General features: G+C 71.5%; 15 protein-coding genes. 9 read left to right on the forward strand and 6 right to left on the reverse strand.

The genetic code is table 11. The features are described 5' to 3' along the window. Nucleotides 1-2: 2 nt before the first annotated feature. Nucleotides 3-674 carry a ThuA domain-containing protein gene (locus tag BJ992_RS23080; protein WP_184984368.1) on the reverse strand — a complete coding sequence of 224 codons (672 nt, stop codon included), beginning with the start codon at nucleotides 672-674 and terminating at the stop codon, nucleotides 3-5. 123 nt (nucleotides 675-797) lie between these two features. Between BJ992_RS23080 and BJ992_RS23085 the strand changes: the two genes are divergently transcribed. The 3 genes from BJ992_RS23085 to BJ992_RS23095 all read left to right on the forward strand — a co-directional run bounded on the left by BJ992_RS23085 (nucleotide 798) and on the right by BJ992_RS23095 (nucleotide 5,003). Continuing rightward, entirely contained in the window at nucleotides 798-2,042 is a 1,245-nt protein-coding gene (locus BJ992_RS23085; RefSeq protein WP_184984370.1) for a serine hydrolase domain-containing protein, read from the forward strand. A gap of 159 nt (nucleotides 2,043-2,201) precedes the next feature. Further along, on the forward strand, nucleotides 2,202-4,583 hold the full coding sequence (locus tag BJ992_RS32270) for a serine/threonine-protein kinase (protein ID WP_221474944.1): 2,382 nt from the start codon (nucleotides 2,202-2,204) through the stop codon (nucleotides 4,581-4,583). Between the two features lie 57 nt (nucleotides 4,584-4,640). Then, complete coding sequence (locus tag BJ992_RS23095) at nucleotides 4,641-5,003, forward strand: VOC family protein (RefSeq protein ID WP_184984372.1); 363 nt, start codon at nucleotides 4,641-4,643, stop codon at nucleotides 5,001-5,003. Between the two features lie 62 nt (nucleotides 5,004-5,065). Here BJ992_RS23095 and BJ992_RS23100 read toward each other — a convergent pair whose 3' ends face one another. After that, nucleotides 5,066-5,530 carry an ATP-binding protein gene (locus tag BJ992_RS23100; protein ID WP_184984374.1) on the reverse strand — a complete coding sequence of 155 codons (465 nt, stop codon included), beginning with the start codon at nucleotides 5,528-5,530 and terminating at the stop codon, nucleotides 5,066-5,068. A 302-nt stretch (nucleotides 5,531-5,832) separates the two neighbouring features. Between BJ992_RS23100 and BJ992_RS23105 the strand changes: the two genes are divergently transcribed. From BJ992_RS23105 to BJ992_RS23115, 3 genes are all read left to right on the forward strand, one after another. Continuing rightward, complete coding sequence (locus tag BJ992_RS23105; RefSeq protein WP_184984376.1) at nucleotides 5,833-7,422, forward strand: NsdA family TPR-like regulatory protein; 1,590 nt, start codon at nucleotides 5,833-5,835, stop codon at nucleotides 7,420-7,422. A gap of 126 nt (nucleotides 7,423-7,548) precedes the next feature. Next, a complete protein-coding gene (locus tag BJ992_RS23110; protein WP_184984378.1) occupies nucleotides 7,549-8,814 on the forward strand; it encodes an alpha/beta hydrolase in 1,266 nt (421 codons plus the stop codon). 318 nt (nucleotides 8,815-9,132) lie between these two features. After that, entirely contained in the window at nucleotides 9,133-9,813 is a 681-nt protein-coding gene (locus BJ992_RS23115) for a CHAP domain-containing protein (protein ID WP_184984380.1), read from the forward strand. A gap of 81 nt (nucleotides 9,814-9,894) precedes the next feature. Here BJ992_RS23115 and BJ992_RS23120 read toward each other — a convergent pair whose 3' ends face one another. Continuing rightward, entirely contained in the window at nucleotides 9,895-10,752 is an 858-nt protein-coding gene (locus BJ992_RS23120; protein WP_184984383.1) for a helix-turn-helix domain-containing protein, read from the reverse strand. Between the two features lie 195 nt (nucleotides 10,753-10,947). Here BJ992_RS23120 and BJ992_RS23125 point away from each other — a divergent pair, with 195 nt between their 5' ends. The 3 genes from BJ992_RS23125 to BJ992_RS23135 all read left to right on the forward strand — a co-directional run bounded on the left by BJ992_RS23125 (nucleotide 10,948) and on the right by BJ992_RS23135 (nucleotide 15,687). Continuing rightward, nucleotides 10,948-11,367 carry an ATP-binding protein gene (locus BJ992_RS23125; RefSeq protein WP_184984385.1) on the forward strand — a complete coding sequence of 140 codons (420 nt, stop codon included), beginning with the start codon at nucleotides 10,948-10,950 and terminating at the stop codon, nucleotides 11,365-11,367. A 257-nt stretch (nucleotides 11,368-11,624) separates the two neighbouring features. Next, nucleotides 11,625-14,252 carry an AAA family ATPase gene (locus BJ992_RS23130; RefSeq protein WP_184984387.1) on the forward strand — a complete coding sequence of 876 codons (2,628 nt, stop codon included), beginning with the start codon at nucleotides 11,625-11,627 and terminating at the stop codon, nucleotides 14,250-14,252. A 112-nt stretch (nucleotides 14,253-14,364) separates the two neighbouring features. Continuing rightward, the gene (locus BJ992_RS23135) at nucleotides 14,365-15,687 is read left to right on the forward strand and encodes an alkyl sulfatase dimerization domain-containing protein (RefSeq protein ID WP_246496752.1); all 1,323 of its coding nucleotides are present in this window, start codon (nucleotides 14,365-14,367) and stop codon (nucleotides 15,685-15,687) included. A gap of 36 nt (nucleotides 15,688-15,723) precedes the next feature. Here BJ992_RS23135 and BJ992_RS23140 read toward each other — a convergent pair whose 3' ends face one another. The 3 genes from BJ992_RS23140 to BJ992_RS33150 form a co-directional block, all read right to left on the reverse strand. Then, nucleotides 15,724-16,566 (reverse strand): GNAT family N-acetyltransferase, encoded by an 843-nt coding sequence (locus tag BJ992_RS23140; protein WP_184988766.1) that lies wholly within the window; start codon nucleotides 16,564-16,566, stop codon nucleotides 15,724-15,726. Nucleotides 16,567-16,792: 226 nt separating this feature from the next. After that, a complete protein-coding gene (locus BJ992_RS23145) occupies nucleotides 16,793-18,388 on the reverse strand; it encodes an alpha/beta fold hydrolase (protein ID WP_184984389.1) in 1,596 nt (531 codons plus the stop codon). Between the two features lie 219 nt (nucleotides 18,389-18,607). After that, nucleotides 18,608-19,717 carry a SpoIIE family protein phosphatase gene (locus BJ992_RS33150; RefSeq protein WP_221474945.1) on the reverse strand — a complete coding sequence of 370 codons (1,110 nt, stop codon included), beginning with the start codon at nucleotides 19,715-19,717 and terminating at the stop codon, nucleotides 18,608-18,610. Between the last annotated feature and the right edge of the window lie 142 nt (nucleotides 19,718-19,859).

Genomic DNA, 19,859 nt, shown 5'->3' on the forward strand with positions numbered 1-19,859 from the left:
TCTCAAGGTGAGACGGAGGTCGGCTTCCCGGTCAGCCAGGCGGTGGCGCGGCGGAGCATCTCGCGGTGAACGGGGCTCTCGTAGGAGCGCGAGTCGTGGCCCAGAGCGTCGTAGACGAGGCGTCCTCGCGGGAACTGACGGGTCCAGAACAGCGGCTGGCCCTGTGAGCTGGCCAGAGGACGGATGCCGGGGATGGTGGCGAGGTCGGTGTAGACCTCGTCGGTGAGGGTGAAGCCGGTCAAGCCGGAGATGATGGGGTCGTCGCCGTGCAGGTGAATCTCGGCGGGGCCGACCGGCGCGTGGTGGGACTTGCCCCAGCACCAGGCGGCGCCGACCATGTGGCGCCAGTACGGCCAGTCATCGAAGCACATGGGTGCCGAGTGCATGGCCAGCACGCCGCCGCCACGCTCGATGTGGCCGAGCAGCGTGGCGCGCGCCACCGGAGGCAGCCGGAAGGCCGAGCCGCCCTGCGTGGCCGACCAGCCGCCGTCCATACAGCACCGGAGCGCGTTCACCGTGATCAGCTCGATATCAGGCGGCTCACGCAGCGCTCCCTCGATGTCCTCGGTGACGGTGGACTCCACACCTGCCTCGGCCATCACCTCGGCCAGGGCCGCCGAGGTGGCCGGGAAGTCATGAGCGACTCCTCCGGAAAGGATCAAGTTCCTCGCCACGGGCCCCACCTCATCATGGTCCGGTCCCGATCGCCACACCCGTCTCACGGACCGGCACCCCCACCACCCAGGGTGTGGATTGTTAGGCTCACGAGAAGTGAACGCCTCGCCATGGAGGTCCCGATGACCGGACAGGGACCCACGAAGGAACCGCCGGTGCAGGGGTACGCCGATTCTCGTTTCCTGCGCGTCCGCGACGCCTTCGAACACAACTTCGCGACCGGCGAGGAACTGGGTGCGGCGTTCGCCGTTTATCTCGACGGGGAACCGGTCGTGGACCTGTGGGGCGGCGTGGCGGACCGGCACACCGGCAGGCCGTGGCAGCGGGACACGCCTGTACTCACGTACTCGTGCACCAAGGCCATTACCGCGACGGTCCTGCTGCGGCTGGCCGAGCAGGGAGCTGTGGACGTCACCGCCCCTGTCGCCGAGGTCTGGCCGCAGTTCGCCGCCGCCGGCAAGAGCGGGGTGACCGTCGAGCACCTGCTCACTCATCAGGCCGGCCTCCCTGTGCTGGAGCAGCCGGTGCCGCCGGAGGACTTCGGCGACCTGCCCGGCATCGCGGCCCGGCTCGCCGCGCAACCCCCGCTGTGGGCCCCGGGTACCGCGCACGGCTACCACGCTCTCACCTACGGCTTCCTGGTAGGTGAGGTCGTCCGCCGGGTCGCCGGCACGAGCGTCGGCGAGCTGGTCGCCGACGAGATCGCCGGTCCAGGCGGCCTGGAGATCTGGCTCGGCGCACCGGACGACGTCGTGTCACGCGCGGCCAGACTGTCGGCCGGCGACCGCTTCACGCGTCCGGCGGCGAAAAGCCGCGTCCGCGGAGGCCCTATGGCCGTCTCAGAGGATCCAGGCCCGGGTGGTGACCCGCGGTATGCGGCGGCGCTGGCGGCGCTCGACACCGGCAGCCTCATGAACCGGGCCATGGGGAACCCGAACCCCAATCTGCTGAAGGGTGGCGCCAACCATCCGCTCGTCATGGCCGCGGGCTGGCCCGCCATGGGCCTTGTCACGACGGCACCCGGGCTCGCCGCCTTCTACCGGGATCTGGTGGCGGGAGAACTCCTCGGGCTCGGGACTCTGCGGGACGCGGTGCGGCGGAGGGTGCGGGGACCCGACCGGGTCTTGATGCTGGACAGTTCGTTCGGGCTCGGATACATGCGGCCCGCGCTCACCTATCCCGTTCCCGGCGCGGCCAGGGACACCGCGTTCGGTCACACCGGTCTTGGGGGGTCGCTCGGTCTCGGGGACACCAGGCACGGCCTCGGCATGGCCTACACCATGAACAGGCTTTCTCAGGTGATCACGGGTAGCATGCGCGCCTACAGACTGGTCGAGGCCGTTTACCGCAGTCTCGGCCGTGACTGACCGTGGAGGAGCACAAAAAATACCGCCATAACCAGGTGGTATGCCAATCCGACCTACCTTCTGTAACCGAATCGTCACCGGCCCGATCAGCTATTCCCGTGACAATCCGCCCATGCAATGAGACCTTCGTCTGGGAAGGCGACTGTCGAGGGGACGACGATGAACTCCTGGTCCGTTCCGGGCTACCGGGAAGAACGCGTGCTCGGAACGGGTGGCAGCGGCAGGGTCGTGCTGGCCACCTACGAGGAGACCGGCGCACACGTCGCCATCAAGTACTTATCCGACGAGTTACGCTCCGACCCCCGTTTCCTCGCAGCCTTCCGCGACGAAGCCCGCACGATGGTCGAGATCGACAACCCCAACATCGTGCGCTTCTACGAGTACGTCGAGAGCCCCTTCGGCGCCGCCATCGTGATGGAGCTCGTCGACGGCGTGGCCCTGCGCCGCGTCCTGCTGGAACACGGCTCCACCAGCCCCGAGGCCGCACTGGTCGTGCTCAAGGGCTCGCTGCTCGGCCTGTCCGCCGCGCACGCCGCGGGTATCGTGCACCGCGACTACAAACCCGAGAACGTCCTGGTCCAGGCGGACGGCGTCAGCAAGCTCGCCGACTTCGGCATCGCCACCCCGGCCGGCGTGCCGGGATCCCCGGCAGGCACCCCCACCTACATGGCCCCCGAGCAGTGGAACGGCGGCCCCGCGTCCCCCGCGACCGACGTCTACGCCGCCACCTGCGTCTTCTACGAGTGCCTCACCGGCCGCAAGCCCTACCGCGCCGACACCCCCGTCGCGCTGGCCCACCAGCACCTCAACGCCGGCATCCCCGTGGACGCCGTACCCGCCTCCGTGCGCACCCTGGTGGCCCGCGGCCTGGCCAAGCACCCCGCCGACCGGCCCGCCACGGCGCAGGCGTTCGTCGGCGAGCTGGAGACCGCCGCGCGCGCCGCGTACGGCCAGGACTGGGAGCAGCGCGGCCGGCGCCACCTCGCCGAGCTCGCGGCCCTGCTGGCCCTCGGCTTCCCCCTGGCGCGTCCCGCTCCCGACACCAGCACCAGCCTGGCCCGCACCGTCATCAGGAACCCCCTCAGGTACGCGCCGCGTGTGCTCGCCGGCACCGGCGTCATCACGGCCGGCGTCATCATCGCGGTGCTCGCCGCCAGCCGCGGCACCCCGGTGACGGGGGTGTCGCTCGCCACCTCACCCAAGCCGACCCCGGCCGTCGTCGAGACCACCACAGATCCCGCCACGGAGCCTGCCGCCACCCCCACGGCGAGCTCCGGACCCACCCCGGCCGAGGCCGTCACGCCGGACCCCGGCGACGGCACCCCCGGCCCGTCCACGCCTCCCACGGCCCCCTCGACCGGCGGCCCGACAACCGGCCCCACCACGGGCCCCACCTCCGCGCCGTCCGCGACACCACCCGGCCCGTCACCCGGGCAGCTGCGGGTGAGCGGCCTCACCGTCGCGGGCTTCGACGGCAACGCCGCCACCGTGCGCCTGCGCGCGTCGACCGCGCAGAACGTCACCCTGACCGCGCGCTTCGCGCAGGGCTCGTCGAAGAGTTCGCTGAGCCCGGTCAGCACCCGCACCGTGGTGCTGACCGGCGCCACCACCTACTCGCGCGTCGTGGACGGCGGCTTCGCCGCCGCGCCGTGCGGCGCCACCGTCGTCCGCCAGGTCACGGTGTCCACGAGCCCGGGTGCCGCAGGAGGCTCGGCGGAGCGCACGACCGAGGTCAAGGGCCCCGAGTGCCCGCCCCCCGCGGTCGAGAACGTCTCGGTCGACTGGAACGGCCGCAGCGCCGGCATCGGCGTGCGTGCCGCCGGCCCCGGCCCGGTGAAGGTCACGGTGGAGTTCACCCGCAGGGAGGGTGAGGCCGCGCCGCGCGTGGTCGACCAGGCCGCGCGCACTCTGACCGGCGACACCTCGTACGCGTTCAGCGTGTCAGGCGACTTCGGTGAGGTGGCCTGCGGCACGACCGCGACGCTCGGGGTGCGGGTGACGACCGACCGGCCCGCCGCCAACGGCACGGTGGTCAAGGAGACCAAGGTGTCCGGGCCCAAGTGCGCTCCCCCGTCGGTCACCGTCACCGGGTTCGACGGCAGCACGCTCACCGTGCGGGTCACCAGCGCCACCAAGGACCCGGTCGCGCTGAGCGCGGCGATCACGCAGTCGGTCACCGCCGGCGAGCGCACCACCAAGCGTGAGGCGTCCCGCTCGGCCACGCTGTCCGGCGCGACCTCCTACACCCGTTCGTTCAGCGTGCGGTTCGCCGTGCCGTCGTGCGGCTACTCCGAGACCCGCCGGGTCACCGTGCGGGTCTCCTCCGGTCTCGGCTCCGGCAGCGACTCAGGGAGCTTCTCCCGGCGCGGCCCCGCGTGCCCCGACCCCGACCCCGAGCCGTCACCGCAGCCCACGCGCGAGCCCACCAGGGAACCGTCGCCGGAACCCACCAGGGAGCCGACACGCAGCCCGAGCCCCGAAAGCGATGACGGACCGGTCCTGACCCTCAAACTGAAGGTCAAGCTCCAGCTCACCCAGTAGGACCCACCACACGGACAAGCCCCCGCACCCGGCGGCGACCCCACGACGGAGGACAGTGTGCCGCAGCACGCTCAGAAGGTCGGCAACGTGCTCATCCCGGTCGACGATCTCGACAAGGCGATCGCCTTCTACGCCGAGACCCTCGGTCTCGCCGTGAAGTTCCGCGACGGCGACCGCTTCGCCGCGCTGGACGGCGGCGGGGTCACCGTGGCCCTGGTGGCCGGGCCCGAGCAGGTCGCGGGGGCGATCACCGCGCCGTCGTACAAGGTGGGTGACATCGAGGCCGCGGTGAGCGACCTCACCGCCGCCGGCGCCGAGCTGGTCGACGGCCCCGAGGCCGGGCCGCACGAGACCCGCGCGGTGCTGCGCGATCCCTCAGGCAACGTCCTGGTGCTGTACTCCCCGCTGGCACCCGCGTGACCGGGTGACCTCAGGCCGCGGACCGGTGGAGACCCGCGCGACGTCGTGGGCCGGCCCGCGGGTCAGGGGGAAGGCAGCGGGCCCGCGACCGGCCGGGGCCCGCCGACCGGCAGGGGACGCCGGCCCGGCGCCGCGTGCGCCAGGGAGAACCAGATCGTCTTGCCGGTGCCGGTCGCGACGGGGTCGACCCCCCAGCGGTCGGTGAGCGCGGCGACGATGCGCAGGCCCCGGCCGTGCTCGCGGTCGGTGCCGGCCTCGCGGATCCGCGGCCAGCCCGGGCCGCGGTCGGTCACCGCGCCGTACAGCACGCCGCCGGCCGCGCTCAGGGTGAGCAGGATCGGCGGGCCACCGTGGACGAGCGCGTTGCCGAGCAGTTCCGACACCACTAACACCACGTCGTCGACGAGGCCGGGCATCTGCCACCCGGTCAGCGTCTCGCGGACCAGCGTGCGGCACTTGGCCGTGACGCTCGGGTCGGCGGGCACCTCCCAGCGGACCTCACGTTGGCGGGGCGGAGTGCTGGTCATCATGATCTCCCGGGCCCTTTCACGCTCAGGACGGCTCGGCCGCATGACGGCCTTCCGTCACCGGGCGGCGTCGGCCCGGTGACGTGGCGGACCTTTACCTTCCGGTGCGTGGCGTGCGCGCCAACAGGCGCTCACGTGGGGTGCGTCTGTCACGCCGGGCCCCGTTCCGGCGTCCACACGGCCGGTCGTGACAGAAACCGGTGGTCTGATCGCCGATTAACGGCAACCCTCAGTAGCGAGCACGATCCTTTGGCTACTCTCGGTGTCGGCAGTACGCATCCACGGGGGTCGGAGGGTACGCGATGCCACGTAAGCCACGCAGTCTCAAAGAGGAGATGGACCGCCTCACCGCCGAGCTCCGCGAACGCGGCGCGACGTGGACCGAGATCGCCGAGGAGTACCGCAGGCGCTTCCGCCTGAACGCCAGGCAGGCATTCCGCGAGGCGCACCGGTACACCCAGGAACGGGTCGTCGAGGAGTGGCGGGCACGCTGGCCCGCCGAGCCGTTCAGCGTGCGCAAGCTGGGCTCCTGGGAGGCCTGGCCCGGGGTCACCGGGAACGAGCCGCCGCTCGCGGGGCTGAACCGCCTGGCCCGCATCTACCGGTGCCGCACCTCCGACCTCGTGGACGGCGAGGACCACACCGCCGCCGACGAGAACCTCGTGGTGACGCGCGGACGCGCGGCGCCGCCGGCTCTCACCGGCATTTCCTTCAGTGACATCAGGGGCGTCCTGCCGGGCGAGCCGCTCACCGGCGCGATGCCCCCAGGAGAACAGCGTGACCGGGAGTTCCAACAGCTCGTCCACGCATTCACGGATTGGGCAACCCAGATGAATCGACGTGACGTGCTCGCCCTGATCGGGGCGGCCGCCACCTCCGCATACGCCGCACCCTCGCTCGACCGGGCGAACGGCGAAGAGTCGCAGCGGCTCACGCTGGCGGCGGCGGACCCGAGCCGCGTGGACGACGCGACGGTCGGCCACATCGAGGCGGCGCTGCGCCACTGCATGCGCCAGGAGGACGCGCTCGGGCCGCAGGCCATCGTGGCCACCGTGCTGGCCCAGCAGCACCTCGTCACGTCGCTGCTGTCGGCGGGGGTGGACGACCGCATGCGCGGCAGGCTGCTGTCGCTGCTCGCCGACATCCGGCGGTGCGTCGCGTGGATGTTGTTCAACCTCAACGACTTCCGCGGCGCGGACTACTACTACGCGCAGGCGAGGAACGCCGCGCACCAGGGTGACGACGACGCGATGTGCAGCATGGTGCTGTCCAACTGGAGTCAGCTCGCCACCTGGCGCGGTGACCCGCGTCTCGGGGTGGAGCACGCGCTCGGCGCGTTCGCCTGGGGGCAGCGGGCCGGGAGCAAGATGCTGATGGCCTACGCGTGCGACGTCGGCGCGCGCGCGTACGCCGCGGTGGTGCGGCGTACGCACAAGAGCGAGCGGCGCAAGGACCAGGTGCGGTGCTTCCGCTCGATGGACCAGGCGCAGCGCGAGATGGCGAGCGCCGACGCGGACGACCCGGCGGCCGGGCTGGTCCCCTTCTACGGCGAGGGTCAGCACCTGTCGACCAGGGCCGGGTGCCTGCTCGACACCGGGGACCCGGCGCGGGCCCTCACCGTCGGGGCCGCCGCGGCGGAGGGGATCGACCCGTCGTTCGTCCGCAATGTGGCGTTCACCAGGCTGAAGACCGCGCAGGCGCATCTCGCGCTTCGCCAGATAGAGGAGGCGTGCGAGGAGCTCGGCGAGGCGGCGCGGCTGGCGCGCCACAACACCTCGCCGCGGCTGGTCCGTGCGGTCGTGGAGACCCGTGAGCAGCTCAGCCCGTGGCAGCGCACCGGCAGTGTGGCGGCCCTCGACGAGCGGCTGCACGCGGTCCGCCTCATCGCCTGACCATCCGATTACCTGAGCGGTTTTCCCGGATTCGCCCTCTTATCCGGCCCTTATCTCGACTGGATAACTTTCCTGACACGGCGTGCTGATCGCGGGCCGCTCAGGGGGGAATCGGAGAGGGCGAGAATGGGTCTCACATCGACAACTCTGCTGATCGTGGTGATCGCGCTCGCGGTGGGTGGCCTCGCGGGCTCGGCCCTGTGGATCTGGCCGCGGCTCACTGCTCGCACCTTCGGCGCCGTCATGGGACGCGCCGGGGTGCTCGCGGGCATGCAGGTGCTCACGCTCGCGGCGATCGGCCTGCTGGTCAACAACTATTTCGGCTTCTACGGCTCGTGGGACGACCTGCTCGGCATCGGTTCCGCACAGGTGCCGGCCGTGCAGGAGGCCGGACCGGCCCCCGGCCGGGAGGTGCGGCCCGAGGACCCGGCACAGGATCAGGCGCGGGATCCGGCACAGGAGCGGATGCCGGATCGTCTGCAGGTACTCCGCACGGCCGACGTCCATATCAATGGAAATTTCCGGCAGTCCGCGGGCCAACTGAAAGAAGTGCTCATCGCCGGCGGATCGACGCGATTGAGCACCCTCGCCTATGTTTATCTCCCTCCGCAGTATTTTGCCGAAGAATACGCGCACACCCGGTTTCCTGTGATCGTCGGCCTGACCGGATATCCCGGGGACCCGCGCAACCTGATCAGCCGCATGAACATGCCGGCGGTCGCCGCGCACGCCATCGCGGAGGGCCGCATGCCGCCGACCGTGCTGGTGCTCACCCGGCCGACGGTCGCGCCGCCGCGTGACACCGAGTGCATGGACGTGCCACGTGGCCCGCAGGTGGAGACGTTCTTCACCAGGGACCTCAGGGAGGCGGTCACCCGGTCGCTGCGGGTCGCCGCCACGTCCGCCGGATGGGGGGTGCTCGGCGGATCCACCGGGGGCTACTGCGCGCTCAAGCTCACCATGCGTCACCCGGAGGCGTACTCCGCGGCCGTGTCGCTGTCGGGGTACTTCCAGCCGCCGGCGGACGCGACCACCGGTGACCTGTTCGGCGGCAGCGCGCGACTGCGCCGCGAGAACGACCTCATGTGGCGTCTCACCCACCTGCCGAGCCCGCCGGTGTCGGTCCTGGTGACGAGCAGCAAGCAGGGCGAGTCCAACTACCTGTCCACGCTCCGCTTCCTCGACACCGTCCGTCCTCCCATGCGTGCCGCGTCCCTGATCCTTCCGAGCGGCGGCCACAACTTCACCACCTGGAGCCGTGAGCTCCCCCAGACCCTGCCGTGGCTCGCCAACCGCCTCACCGCACACGCCGGCCACCGCTCCGGCTCTCCGGCGGGCCCCGCGGTCCCCGAGCAGGCGCCGCCACCACGACGGCCGGGTCCGACGAGCTGACGCGACCTGGGATGACGATCGTCCGCCTTGTCAGAAGATGTCCGGTTTAGTCATGACTGGGTAAAATTTTCCACCCGACGGTGACGAGCGGCGCCGCGGCGCACCGGGCCGCGAACCCCGGCGGCACAGGGCTTCCCGGCCCCCCGCGCCTCGCACCACCCGCACCCCGGCGAGCCCATTCCCGACTTGGCACTCTTTTGACCTGCGCTTTTCCTGGCTAACGTGCCCTTCCAACCTGTTGTTCCCCCTGGCGCGGCCCCGGCGCCGGCAACACATGGAAGGATCCCTCGACTTCCCGTGTCACCAGAACTGCAAGAAATGATCAAGCTGCTCAAGTCCTACGTCGGGTACAGCGAGCAGGCAGGCGGCTACACCAAGTTCGGCGACTGGTACAACAGCGTCGAGTTCGACTCCGACTACTCCACCCAGCCCTGGTGCGACATGTTCCTGTCGTGGGCCGCGCACCAACTCGGCTACGACGAATGGTTCGGCCAGTTCGCGCACACCGTGGCCCACGCCGACTGGTTCATCGCGCAGGACGCCTTCGGCACCACGCCGGAACAGGGAGCGGTGGTGTTCTTCGACTGGAGCGGCGGCGACAGCGTGGACGGCATCGACCACGTCGGCATGGTGATCGACGTGGACGGCGACACCATCCACACCATCGAAGGCAACGTGGACGGGCAGTACGTCCGCGAGAAGACCCGCGACCAGAGCATCGTCGTCGGCTACGGCTACCCCGACAAGATCAAGGCGCGGCTCGAGGCCGAGACGATGGCCATCGCCCCCTCCCCGGCCCCCGGCGTGCTGAAGGCCGTGCACGCGACCTACACCCCCGCGACGCACACCGTCATCGGCGCGGGCCCCTCCGGCGTCGCCGCCGCCGCGTACACCCCCGGCGCCGGCCAGGCGATCCCCGGTGGCGCCGCGCTGCTCATCGGCATCCTCATCGCCCTGCTGGCCGTCGCCGCCTGCCTCAAGGCCCACCTCACCCGGTGATCTCCCCCGGCCTTCACCCCCCATGGCACGTCTTCACCCCCCATGGAAGGACCGGCCACGCGCCGCCGGCGCCTGCGGCCGTCACGCCATCTGGCCGGCCACCCGCGTGATCAGCGCGCGGGACTCCTCAGGGCCGAGCGCCTTGGCCCGCAGGTGGTCGAACAACCGGACGTAGGCGTCCTTGTCGGCCTGCTTCTCGAGGAACAGGCTTCCCTGCCGATACTCGATGTAGACCATGTCCCGGTCGCCGGCCTCGGGGAAGCCGAGCACGGTGAAGGCGCCGTGCATCCCCGGATGCGAGCCCGCGGCGAACGGCAGCACCTGGACGGTCGTCCCCGGCGTCCGTGACACCTTGACCAGGTGGCACAACTGCTCGCGCATCGTGTCCCGGCCGCCGACCTCACGCCACAGCACGGCTTCGTTCAGCACGGCGCACGTCGAAGGCGCGTCCGCGGCGGCGAGACGCTCCTGCCGCTTCGCGCGCACCGCCACGTGCCGCTCGACGTCCCGCTCCGCGACGGCCGGCGTCTCGGCGGCGAACAGCGCACGGGTGTACGCCTCGGTCTGGAACAGTCCGCCGACGGTCTCCGACCGGTAGACGCTGATCGAGGATGCTTCCTCCTCAAGGCCGACGTAGACGTCGAAACCCGGGTGGAAGGTGTCAGCGTACTCGTGCCACCAGCCGCGTCTGCGGGCCTCGCGCGCGAGCGTCATCAACTCGTCCCGCGCCGCGCCGGTGACTCCGTACAGCTCAAGCAGCAGGGACACGTCCGCGGGCCTCGCGGCTGCCGAGCCGTTCTCGATCTTGGTGACGGTGGCAGGGGCACAGCCGACCCACTCCGCGACCTCCTCACGCGTCCTGCCGGTGCCCTGCCGCAGCCGCCGCAGTTCCGCGGCCAATCTGCGGCGGCGCACCGTCGGGCTCGTTCTGCTTGCCATGATGGGCCTCCTGAAGGGGCGAACCGTCTCAAAGAACCAAGGAGCTCGGAACCGTTCCGACAGCACCGCCTTATATCCAGCGACACCACGGTCATCATCGCAAAGTAATCAGATGACTGCGTAGAGTTTCGACCAATGGACGCTCCGCCGACGGTTCCACCGGCCGCCGGTGGAGACAAGAGAGCGAGGACGTCAATGGCGACGGTTCAGCTGCTCGGAGACTTCACGTTTCCCGGCACCGTGAACGAGATCCCGCCGGCCCGCCGTGCGGTGCGCCGCGCCGCGGCGGCGCATCTGCGCGTGCCGGACACGACGCGCCGTCCGGTGCTCGACACGGTGGAACTACTCACCTGCGAGGTCATCACCAACGCGCTGCGCCATACCGTCTCCGGCCTCGACGGCGGCGAGGTCCGCCTCCGCGTGCTCGCCACGGAGAGCACCTTCCGCGTCGAGGTGCTCGACCAGGGTGCCATCGGCTCGATCCCCGAGATCTGCGCACCCGACCCCATGTCCGAATGCGGCCGCGGCATGTTCCTGGTGGAGGCCCTCGCCAAGGAATGGGGTGCCACCCGCAACCGCACCGGCACCCGCACGTGGTTCGAGGTCCCCTTCTGAGGCCTGCGGGAACGGCCGGGAAGCCCGGTGGCGACGACCCGTCACCGATGCAGCGGACGGACGACCACATAGAAGGTAATAATCCGTATAGCCGACGGGGTGCATGAGCAGGGCACTATCCCGGAATCCAGGGATTGGCGTCACAAATGACACCCGATACCGTACGACGCGTGCCGGCAGAGATCGCCGCCCTGACGGGCCCGACCGAAGACGTCGCGGCCCGCCGGAGAACCACCGGCCGCGGGGGGCGATGAGCGGTGGTCGAGCACGGTTCCGGACGTCCCGCCATGCTCCGCGCCATAGAGACGGCCCTGCTCAGCCCACCGGTCAGCATCCTGCTGCACGGTGAGGCCGGCATCGGCAAGACCCACCTGCTCGCCGAGGCCGAGACCCTCGCCGAAGGCATGGGATACCGGGTGCTGCACGGCCAGGCGCGCGACTTCGGCAGCGGTCTGGCGTACGCCTCGCTGACCGACGCGCTCGGCGCGCTGCACGACGACCCTGACGCGCGCGAACCCCTCGGCGAACTGCTGGAGGCGATCGACAGGGCCGCGCTCGGCGCCGCCGGGTCGGCCCCCGCCGTGCGCACCGCCAAACTGCTCGAACGGCTGCCGGGCCGCACCCTGCTCGCCATCGACGACCTGCACCTGGCCGACGCCGACACGCTCGGCGTGCTGTCCTATCTGCCGCGCCGGGTGCGCGACCTCACGGTCGCCGGCACCGCGCGACGGCCGCCCGCCATGGACGCCGACCTCGTCCTGCGGCTGGAACCGCTGTCGCTCGGCGAGGTGACCACCCTGGTGACCGGCGTGCTCGGCCGCACGCCGAGCGAGTCGGTCGTGCGCCAGGTGCACAAGGCGAGCCGCGGCAACCCGTGGTTCGCGCGCGAGGCCGTGCTCACCCTGGTACAGGGCGGCGCCGTACGCTCCGAGGACCCCGCGTCGCGGCGCGGCGCCATCCTCACCCGGCTGTTCCAGCGTGACAAAGGCGGCAGGAGCCTCGCGCGTGTGCTGGCCGCGCTGCGCCGCACCCGTCCCGCCGGGCCGGGTGACCTCGACGCGCTCGCCGAGGTGGCGGGTCTTCGCGCCGGCGAGGCCGAGCGCGCGTTCGACGGGCTGGTGCGCGACGGCATCGTCACGGCCACCGGCGACGGCGCCTTCGAGTTCGCGCACCCGCTCGTCGCCGAGGCCCTGTACGCCGACCTCGGCCCGGCGGAGCGGCGCCGTGTGCACGCCAGGATCGCCGGACTCCTCGAACGCCGAGGCCTCGGCGGGACCCGTGGAGTGCTGGAGTGGGCCACGCACATGGCGGCCGGCGGCCCGAGCTCCGAGGCGCTGGCCGCGACCCTGCGCGCGGCCGAGCTGACCCGCTGGACGGCGCCGCTGTCGGCCGGCCACTGGTACGGCAGAGCGGCCGAGCTCGCACCGCCGGAGGAACGCGGAGTGCTGCTGTCACGGGAAGCCGTGGCGTACTGGAAAGGGTCCCGGCCCAAGGACGCGCTGCGCGCCGGTCAGGAGGCGCTGGCGGTGCTCGCGCCTGGCCGCCGCCACACCAGGACCGCGCAGACCACGGTGAACGCCGCGCACTCCATGGGCCAGTACGAACTGGCGGTGTCGATCGCCGCGGCGCAGCTCCCCGCGGCCGACGACCGTACGGCGCTGCTCGCGCAGCAGGCCGTCATCAGCACCCAGCTCGGCCTGGACGCCACCGAACTCGCCGCCGAGGCGTGGCGCGCACTGCCGGCGTGCCCTCCCCAGGACCTGGTGATCGCACTGAGCGCGCTCGCCGGCACCGCGCTCATCAACGGACGCTGGGAGGAGACCGAGCGCGCGCTCGACACGATGCTGTCGGCCGCCGCCGCGCTGCCGCCGGCCGCGCGGCTGTCCGCTCTGGAGTCCGCCGCGCACCTGCTCACCGCCGGCGGTGTGCGTGGCCGCGCACTCGACCTGCTCGCGCAGGCCGAGGCCATCTACCGGGGGCTCGGCTGGCACGACATCGCGGGACTACACGTGCGCACCATGGCGGTGGTGCGGCGCCTCGGCGGCGACTGGGAGCAGGCGCTGCGCGACATCCGTTCCGACGCCGTCGCGCTCGCCGAGGCGGGGCTGTGGGAGAACCTCGCGCTGCTGCGCAACATCGAACTGGAGATCCTGCTCGAACAGGGCCGCTACGACGAGGCGGAACGGCTGCTCGCCGACCCTCCGCCGGGGTGCGTGCTCCAGCTCTCCCTGCGCGCCGTCTTCCGCGCCAGGTGCGCCGTCGGCCGCGGCGACCGTGTCACCGCCGCGCGCCTGCTGGACGAGGCGATCGCCACCGGCCCGCCTGACGTGCTCCACCGCGCGTACGGCACCAGGGTCATCATGCACGCCGTCGCCGGGGAGATCGGCCACGCGCAGGAGGCGGCCACCGCGCTCGACGAGGTGGCCAAGACCGGCACCCCGCGTGCGCGCCTGGTCGCCGACCTGGCGGTCGCCGCCGCCTTCCAGGACCGGGACCGCGCGGAGTCCGCGCTGGAGGCGGCACGAGCGGACGGCCTGCGGTTCGAGGAGGCCCGCGCGCGCCTGATCCTCGGCCACTTCGGTGACGCGTCCCACATCGTCCGCGCTCACACGCTCTTCACCGAGCTCGGCGCCACCCCGTGGCTCACCCGCGCCGCCGCCGCGCTGAAGGTCGCGGGCCTCGCGCCTGCCACCGTGGCGCCGCTGACCCCCGCGGACCGCCGCGTCATCGAACTCGTGGCCGCCGGCATGTCCAACCCCGAGATCGCCGAGGAACTCCACTACAGCCGCAAGACCGTCGAGGTCTACCTGACCCGCATCTACGCCAAAACCGGGCTGCGCTCGCGGGTGGAACTCGCGCTGGCCCACGAACGCGGCGAGGTGTGACCCGCGGCCACGCCGGTGGCGGCCGGTCCTGTCCTCGCGTGCCGGCCGTGCGCGGCAGCTGTAGGGAACTCCCTACTGACGGCGGGGGGCCGTTCCGCGACAGGGTGGAGGCATGACATCGCCGATCCTCGACCTCGCGGACGACGTCTGGCGCGGGTCGGTGTCACCGAGGGAGATGCCGCTGCGCGACCTGCGCTCGAGGGGGGCACAGGAGGTGGCGGAAGGTGTGGTCATGTGGCCCGCCTTCGGCAACGTCTACGGCGTCAGGGGCGAGGGCGGCCTGGCTCTGTTCGACACGGGGAACGTCGTGGACGCGCCGAACGCGCACACGGCGATCCGGGGGTGGTCGGACGAGCCGGTCCGCTACGCGATCTTCTCGCACGGGCACTTCGACCACGTGGCGGGGATGGCGCCGTTCGACGCCGACCCCGGTCCACGGCCGAACGTCATCGCGCACGAGAACGTCGCCGCGCGTTTCGCCAGGTACGCCAGGACGGCCGGGTACAACACGATCATCAACCAGCGCCAGTTCGGCTTCAGCACCCTGGCCTGGCCCACGACGTACCGCAACCCCGACCTGACCTACCGGGACCGGCTGGCCGTCACGCTCGGCGACGTGACCGTCGAGATGCGCCACGCCAGAGGTGAGACCGACGACGCCACGTGGGCCTACCTGCCGGAACGCGGGGTGCTGTTCACCGGCGACCTGTTCGTGTGGGTCACGCCGAACTCCGGCAACCCGCAGAAGGTACAGCGGTACCCCGACGAGTGGGCCGCCGCGCTGCGTGCCATGGCGGCCGTGGACGCCGAGGTGCTGCTCCCCGGCCACGGCCTTCCCGTGGTCGGGGCCGCCAGGGTACGGCAGGCACTGATCGACACCGCCGACTACCTGGACAGCCTGGTGGACCAGACGCTGGACCTGATGAACGCCGGAGCCCGCCTCGACGAGATCCTGCGCACCGTGAAGCCCCCCGAGGAACTGGCCTGCCGCACCTACCTCCAGCCGTACTACGACGAACCGGAGTTCGTCGTCCGCAACATCTGGCGCCTGTACGGCGGCTGGCACGACGGAAACCCGGCCCACCTCAAGCCCCCGTCCGACACGGTGCTCGCCACCGCACTCGCCGACCTGGCCGGCGGCGCACGTCCCATGGCGGCCCGCGCCGCGCTCGCCGCCGCCGACGGCGACCTGCGCCTGGCCTGCCAGCTCGCCGAGTTCGCCACGCAGGCCGACCCCGCCGACCCCCAGGTCCACGAGGTCCGCGCGCGCGTCTACATGCTGCGCGTCCAGCAGGAAACCTCGATGATCTCCAGGACGCTCTTCACCTGGGCCGCCGCCGAGTCCCGCAGCGCCACCACCCAGGCCGACCTTCTGGACGTCTACCAGGAGCTGGCCGCCGGCGAGCTCTGGTGGCTCCCCCCGTCCGACTCGTGACCCGCCGGCACGCCGGGCAGGAATCGAGCACCCGGCTCAGAAGAGGACGGACATGAACGTGTCGACCTCGCGGAAGCCGGCGCGGCGGTAGGCGGCGCGGGCCGGGGTGTTGAAGTCGTTCACGTAGAGGGAGACGGTCGGGGCGAAGTGGCGCAGGGTGAGGTCGACGATGGCGGCCATGCCGGCGACGGCGTGGCCGCGGCCGCGGTGGTCGGGGTGCACCCAGACACCCTGGATCTGGCAGGCCTGCGGGGTGACGGCACCCACCTCGGCCTTGAAGATCACTTTGCCGTCCTCGATGCGGGCGAACGACCGGCCGATGCGGATCAGCTCGGCCACGCGGGAACGGTACAGTGCGCCGCCGTCACCGAGATCCGGCGAGATGCCGACCTCCTCGGTGAACATGGCAACGCAGGCGGGGAGCAGCGTGGCGAACTCGTCCGGCCTGACCTGTCGCACCAGCGGATCCGCCGGGACCGGTGACGGCGCCGACGTCGCCATGACAGGCTGGGCCCAGCGGATGGCGCGTGCGGCCCCCCAGTAGGGCTCCAGCCGTTCCCAGAGCTTCTCCACCGCGTCGGCCGGCCCCACGATGGACGAGCAGCGCCGCCCCTGCCTGCGCGCACGCTCGGCGAACGCCTGGACCGCCTCGGCTCCAGCGTTGACCGGCACGAGGTTGGCGCCGGCGTAACAGAGTGAGGTCAACCCGCCACGCGGGCCCACCCCCCACATCTGACCGCCGAGCCGCGCCGGATTGAGCCCGACGGACCGCACCCGGGAGGCGACGAAGACGTTGGCGACGGGATCGGTGTCGAGGAGCGCGAGCACCTCTTCACGATCGTGATCGTCGAGCACGCGCGACGCCGATGTACGCAGCATCACGCGCCCAGCCTACGCGACCTTCTTGATTTTTGAACGAACCGACCCCGCCCCCCTCCCATTACGATCCGGCCTTGATTTATCCCTCACCCACCGGGCTTCTCTCTCTTCACCCCTCACCCGTACGGGACCGCGAGCGTCCTTTGCGACAGCCGCAGAGGGCTGCCGCTTCACCCCTCACCCGTACGGGACCGCGAGGCCGAGGCCTCGCGGTCCCGGAAGCGGGTCAGGCTCCTCGGAGACCCGAAGGCATGAGGCGCAGGAGGGACTTGCTCGGCCCGGTCCCGGCGGCAAGGGCCGGAGGGATGGGACGCGGGCCCGGGGCGGCCGGGCAGGTGGCGTCGGCGCCGCGGGTGCGGGAGCGGGACGCGGGGCCCGGGAGGGTGGTGTCGCGCAGGTAGGCGGCCAGGTGTTCGTCGACGCAGGCGTTGGCTCCGAGGGACACGCCGTGGTTGCCGCCGCCTTCGACGACGAGGCGGGAGGTGGGGAAGCGGTCGCGGACCCGGAGCGCGCCTCCGAACGGGGTGGCCGCGTCGTGGCGGGACTGCACCAGCAGTATGGGTGGCAGGCCGGCGACGTGGCCGACGCGCACCGGAGTGCCGCCGCGCTGGGGCCAGAAGGCGCACGGAGCGTTGTACCACGCGTTGGCCCAGGCCATGAACGGCGCCTTGGCGTTCACCTCGGTGGTGTCGGTCACCCAGCGCGACCAGTCGCGCGGCCACTCGGCGTCGCGGCACTGCACCGCGAGATACACCGCGTAGTTGTTCTCCGCGGCGGCGTCGTGATCGACGTGCCGCTGGTAGGCGCGCACGAGCCCGAGTGCCCGGCCGTCGCGCACATAGGAGGCGAAGGCCGACGCGAAGGCCGGCCAGACCATGTCGGTGTAGCCGCCGACGGTGAAGATGTCGTCGAGCTCGCTCGGGCCGATGACCCCGCCGGCCGGCTTGGTCGCCAGCTTGGCCCGCATGCCGTACCAGGCTGTGGAGACCTTGGCCTCGCTGCGGCCGAGGTGGTAGACGTCGTGGTGGCGGGCCACCCAGGCCAGGAAGTCGCGATGGCGCTGGTCGAAGGCGTGGTCCTGCGCGATGTTGGAGTCGTACCAGACCCCTTGCGGGTCGACCACGCTGTCGAGCACCAGCCGCTTGACCCGTTGGGGGAACAGCGTGGCGTAGACGGCGCCGAGGTAGGTGCCGTAGGAGTAACCGAGGTAACTGATCTTTTCCTCGCCGAGCGCGCGCCGGATGACGTCCATGTCCCTGGCGGAGTTCTCGGTGGTCATGTACGGCAGCAGCCAGCCCCACCTGGCGCCGCACGCGGCGGCGTACTCCTTGGCCTTGGCGAGCAGCGGGCCCTGGGCCGCCGTGTTCCTCGGCACCTGGTCGAGGCGCGGCGTCGCGAAGAGCTTCTTGTAGTCGACACAGCTCAGCGCGGGCTCGCTCTGACCGACGCCGCGCGGGTCGAAGCCGATGACGTCGTAGCGCGCCGCGACGTCCCTCGGCAGGGCCGCGGCGACGTACCTGGCGAGGGTGATGCCGGATGCGCCGGGGCCGCCGGGGTTGACGAGCAGCACGCCGAGGTGTGCGGCCGTGCCGGACGCGACACCCTTGACGCGGTTGATCGCCAAGGACAGGGAAGGCCCGTCGGGCCTGGTGTGATCGAGCGGCACGCGCACCATCGCGCACTCGACCGCCGCCACCTTGACCCCCGGACACGCACCCCACGAGACGCCGTCCCCCGGCCGCGTGGCCTGAGCCCGCGCCCCGCCGGTGAGCCCGCCGAGCAGCAGCGCCACACCGGCCACGACACCGATAACCCGCTTCACCCGTCACTCCCCCACCGCCGCCGGCACCCCGCAGAGGCCTGCCGACCGGCATCGATCCATCACAGCGTCTTGTAGTCATACGACCACAAGGAGTAGTGACGGCTACGCTATCACCGGCCCCGGCCTGCTCAGGCCGACCTGTGGACAGGCGGCGGGGTGCGGCCGCATCCGGCCAGGCAGGTCGGACGAGACCGGGAAAGAGTCAGGCGGGCCGGAGGGTCAGAGCGTGGCGCGCTGGAGCGCGACCATGGCGGCGTCGTCGCCGAGTGTGCCCCCGACGTACGCCAGCAGGTCGGCGCGCACGTGGTCGAGCAGGTCCGCGGGCCCGTCTCCCTGCCACTTGGCGACCCGCTCGGCCAGGGGATAGAACATGCCGGCCGGGTCGCGGGCCTCCACGACCCCGTCGGTGTACAGCAGCAGCGTGTCCCCCTGTTCGAAGGGGAACATCGCCACCTGGCACGACAGGTGCGACAGCTCACCGAGACCGAGGGGGACGGTCGGCCGCGACACGCCGAGGTAGGTGATCTCGCCGGGACGCAGGAGCAGCGGCGGCGGATGACCACAGTTGATCATGTACAGGACGGGCCGCTCGTCCGGCACCTCGAGCACCGCCGCCGTGATGAAGTTCTCGATCACGTCGGGGCACTGCGTGACGCGCTCGGCGTGCTCGGCCGCGACGCTCTCCTCCAGATGCGACACGACCTCGGCCAGCGTCCGCCGCCGCCGCGCGGCCTCACGGAACGCGCCGAGGAACTGGGCCGCGTCCGCCACCGACATCATCCCCTTGCCCCGCACGTCCCCGATCACCAGCCGTATCCCGGAGGGGGTCCGGACCGCGGCGTACAGATCTCCCCCGATCTGGGCCTCCTCCTCGGCCGCCAGGTAGATCGAGGCCACCCGCAGCGGTCCGAGCCGGTCCGGCAGCGGCCGCAGCAGTGCGTGCTGCGCGGCCTCCGACACCGACCGCACCCGGATCAGCTCCTGTTTGTGCCGGTCGCGTACGTAGGAGTACACGACGAGGAACACCGTCACCACGATCAGCGCCAGCAGCTCTCCTCGCGTCATGAGCGTGCCGATGAGGTTGTTGAGCAGGTCGAGCATCAGGTGGGCCACGATGGCCAGACCGCCGACCAGCGCGGTGAGCCGCGGACCGGCGAACGACGCGGTGATCGCCGGTGCCGTCACCAGCAGTGATGTCAGGCGCACCTCACGCGGCGTCACCAGCTCCAGCACGGTGATCAACAGGATCAGCGCGAGCGGGATCACCACCAGAGCGTGGCTCGACCGCCACACCGGGTGCTTGCCTGGCATGCGAACCCGGGGCCGCACCTTTCCTGCTTACACCCCCCGCATGTCGCGCAGGAAGACCGTTTCCGCCAAATCGGTCAAAGTGCACGAAACGCACATAACACGACAGAGGGTATGCGACTGCGACCATAGCCGTCAGTACAGGGGCACGGCGGGTGTCCGA

Origin of the sequence: Sphaerisporangium rubeum, from assembly GCF_014207705.1 — a bacterium.
Lineage (GTDB): Bacteria > Actinomycetota > Actinomycetes > Streptosporangiales > Streptosporangiaceae > Sphaerisporangium > Sphaerisporangium rubeum.

Coding starts and splice junctions, on each gene's coding strand:
- BJ992_RS23085 (WP_184984370.1), top strand. CDS start 798: ATGACCGGACAGGGACCCACGAAGGAACCGCCGGTGCAGGGGTACGCC.
- BJ992_RS32270 (WP_221474944.1), top strand. CDS start 2,202: ATGAACTCCTGGTCCGTTCCGGGCTACCGGGAAGAACGCGTGCTCGGA.
- BJ992_RS23100 (WP_184984374.1), bottom strand. CDS start 5,530: ATGACCAGCACTCCGCCCCGCCAACGTGAGGTCCGCTGGGAGGTGCCC.
- BJ992_RS23105 (WP_184984376.1), top strand. CDS start 5,833: ATGCCACGTAAGCCACGCAGTCTCAAAGAGGAGATGGACCGCCTCACC.
- BJ992_RS23110 (WP_184984378.1), top strand. CDS start 7,549: ATGGGTCTCACATCGACAACTCTGCTGATCGTGGTGATCGCGCTCGCG.
- BJ992_RS23115 (WP_184984380.1), top strand. CDS start 9,133: ATGATCAAGCTGCTCAAGTCCTACGTCGGGTACAGCGAGCAGGCAGGC.
- BJ992_RS23120 (WP_184984383.1), bottom strand. CDS start 10,752: ATGGCAAGCAGAACGAGCCCGACGGTGCGCCGCCGCAGATTGGCCGCG.
- BJ992_RS23125 (WP_184984385.1), top strand. CDS start 10,948: ATGGCGACGGTTCAGCTGCTCGGAGACTTCACGTTTCCCGGCACCGTG.
- BJ992_RS23135 (WP_246496752.1), top strand. CDS start 14,365: ATGACATCGCCGATCCTCGACCTCGCGGACGACGTCTGGCGCGGGTCG.
- BJ992_RS23140 (WP_184988766.1), bottom strand. CDS start 16,566: ATGCTGCGTACATCGGCGTCGCGCGTGCTCGACGATCACGATCGTGAA.